4 protein-coding genes are annotated in these 2,574 nt (G+C 50.7%); all 4 read left to right on the forward strand.

Annotation, left to right across the window (positions count from 1 at the left end):
* Nucleotides 1–221 precede the first annotated feature (221 nt).
* The gene (gene ccmA / locus KDK18_RS07270; protein ID WP_257254220.1) at nucleotides 222–890 is read left to right on the forward strand and encodes a cytochrome c biogenesis heme-transporting ATPase CcmA; all 669 of its coding nucleotides are present in this window, start codon (nucleotides 222–224) and stop codon (nucleotides 888–890) included.
* Nucleotides 887–1,576: a heme exporter protein CcmB gene (gene ccmB / locus KDK18_RS07275; RefSeq protein WP_257254222.1), complete on the forward strand. Its 690-nt coding sequence runs from the start codon at nucleotides 887–889 to the stop codon at nucleotides 1,574–1,576. Before ccmA ends, ccmB begins: the two co-directional genes overlap by 4 nt.
* Nucleotides 1,577–1,607: 31 nt before the next feature.
* Entirely contained in the window at nucleotides 1,608–2,357 is a 750-nt protein-coding gene (locus KDK18_RS07280; RefSeq protein ID WP_257254224.1) for a heme ABC transporter permease, read from the forward strand.
* Nucleotides 2,357–2,574, forward strand: a 218-nt coding sequence (ccmD, locus tag KDK18_RS07285; RefSeq protein WP_257254225.1) for a heme exporter protein CcmD, incomplete at its 3' end; no start/stop codon positions are given. The genes KDK18_RS07280 and ccmD, both read left to right, overlap by 1 nt.

A 2,574-nucleotide genomic window follows, 5' to 3' on the forward strand; every position in this document is an offset into this window, starting at 1 on the left:
CAGTTCAATTTCAGCGGATTTACCCAATCTAGATAGTTAATTACTTCGGAACGAACGTCTTTTTCGATATAATCCTGTCCGACTTTATGGCTGTCAGAGTATTTTTTGAACAGTCAACAGACGTCAATCGTAAACTGCTATGAAATTTCAGCCGTATAAGGGCTGAGACGCCAAGGGTCTCCGAAAGACTCATTTGACTGACAGATTTTAGGGAAAACGACTTGCTCGAAGTGGCTAAGCTGGAGTGTGAACGAGACGATCGTGTTCTTTTTTCAAATCTCTCCATTCAACTGTCCCCCGGTCAACTGCTACAGGTAGAAGGCTGTAACGGAGCGGGTAAGACCACGCTTTTGAGAGTGCTGGCTGGCCTCTGCGGCGATTATCGTGGCGAGGTGATCTGGCAGGGGCAGAAGCTTTCCAGCATCTATGCGGAATTTAGGTTGTCGACATTTTACTTTGGTCACAAGCCTGCCGTTAAAACTGAACTCACTCCGATTGAGAATATTCTCTGGCGCTCAAACCTTCGTAACGAACGTTACCCGGAACCGTCGATTTTTTCGGCGCTGGAGCAAGTGAACCTTGCTGGCTATGAAGAGATTCCCTGTGGGCAGCTTTCGGCAGGGCAGCACAGACGGGTGGCTCTGGCAGACCTTTCGTTGTCAGCCACGCCGCTCTGGATTCTCGATGAGCCCTTTACGGCGATTGATATGGAGGGAGTGGCCTGGCTTGAACAACTGCTGGCCCGGCATGTCAAAAAAAACGGTGCTGTGGTAATGACCAGCCATCAGAGTTTGTCAAAGCTCTCTGACCGGGTCACAAAGCTGCCTCTGGAGGCATATGCCGCTTCAGATGAAGAGACCGGTCATGAAGAGTCAGGGGCCTGGTTATGAGTGACACTTCATTACGGGGTGGCCGGGCATTTCTGGGAATGGTTAAACGAGACCTTACACTGGCCTTTCGGACACCGGGGCAGACCTTGAATCCGGTGGCCTTTTATCTGATGGTCGCCAGTCTGTTTCCTCTGGGTATCGCCCCTGAAAAAGAACTTTTGTCTCAGTTAGCCGGGGGCATTGTCTGGATAGGTGCTTTGCTGGCAGTCCTTCTCTCCCTCGACTCCCTGTTCAGAAGTGACCAGGAAGACGGCTCACTGGATCAGCTATTATTGTCGCCCCACCCATTGCCTTTACTGGTGTTGGCTAAAATTTCTGCGCATTGGCTGACGACCGGTGTGGCACTGATTGTTATGGCCCCCTTACTGGCCTTGATGTTGCATTTACCGACACAGGCTTTCCCTGCATTAATACTGAGTCTGCTGGTGGGAACACCCCTGATGAGTCTCGCCGGAGCTATTGGTGCTGCGCTGACAGTGCGTGTTCAGAGGGGAGGAATACTACTGACATTGCTCTCTTTACCTTTATATATTCCTGTTTTGATTTTCGGGACAGGTGCCGTTCAGACGGCAGTGGAGGGTATGTCCTATTCAGGGCACTTATTGTGGATGGCAGCATTGCTGATATTTGGATTGTGTCTGGCGCCTCTGGCGATAGCCGCATCACTGAGAATAGTTGCAGACTGAGCAACAGGAACCAGTCACGGTAGAGTAAAAAATGAACTGGACTTTTTTTCACAAACTGGGCTCGCCCAAATGGTTTTACGAGATCAGTGGCAAATGGTTGCCCTGGTTGGCCATTGTGGCAGCCCTGTTAATGGCAACCGGCTTGATCTGGGGCCTGGTATTTGCGCCACCGGACTATCTGCAGGGTAATAGTTACCGGATCATATTTATCCACGTTCCTACCGCCTTTCTGGCATCCGCTATCTACGTGATGATGGCCTTTGCAGGTATCGTCACTCTGGTGTGGAAAATGAAACTGGCTGATATGGCACTCAAGTGTTGTGCACCCATCGGGGCTTCTTTCTGCCTGTTGGCTCTGATAACAGGTGCCATCTGGGGTAAACCGACCTGGGGAACCTGGTGGGTCTGGGATGCCAGACTGACCTCTATGCTGATTCTGCTGTTCCTCTATATGGGGGTCATCGCCCTTCGAGGCGCCATGAGAAACACCAATACCTCGGCCAAAGCCTGCGCCATCCTGACTCTGGTTGGGGTGATTAATATCCCTATCATCAAATTTTCTGTTCAGTGGTGGAATACCCTGCACCAGGGCGCCACGCTCAAGTTAACCGAGAAGCCGTCCATGGCACCTGAGATGCTTTGGCCTCTGCTGATCAGTATTGCGGCTTTTTATCTGTTTTTTACCGTCGTCCTTATTCTCCGTTTGCGAACCGAAATACTGGACCGTGAGCGCCGAACTAAATGGGTTCACAAGACCGTATTGGCCAGACAGGAGAATTGATGACTATGTATTTTGAAAATCTGGCCAGTTTGATACACATGGGTGGTCACGGTGTTTATGTGTGGTCAGCTTATGGCATGGGGCTACTGATCATTGTCTACAACATAGTTTCCCCATTGCGGTTCAGAGAGCGGATCGTGTCCCAGATTCAGCGTCAGGTGCGCAGCAGCCAATCCAGAGGTTGGAACCTTGGCGTTGATAAGAGCCTCAGCCTCAG

The organism is Endozoicomonas sp. SESOKO3, assembly GCF_024606255.1.

Excerpts from the sequence above, each read along its gene's own strand:
- ccmB (WP_257254222.1), top strand. The coding sequence starts at position 887 with ATGAGTGACACTTCATTACGGGGTGGCCGGGCATTTCTGGGAATGGTT.
- KDK18_RS07280 (WP_257254224.1), top strand. The coding sequence starts at position 1,608 with ATGAACTGGACTTTTTTTCACAAACTGGGCTCGCCCAAATGGTTTTAC.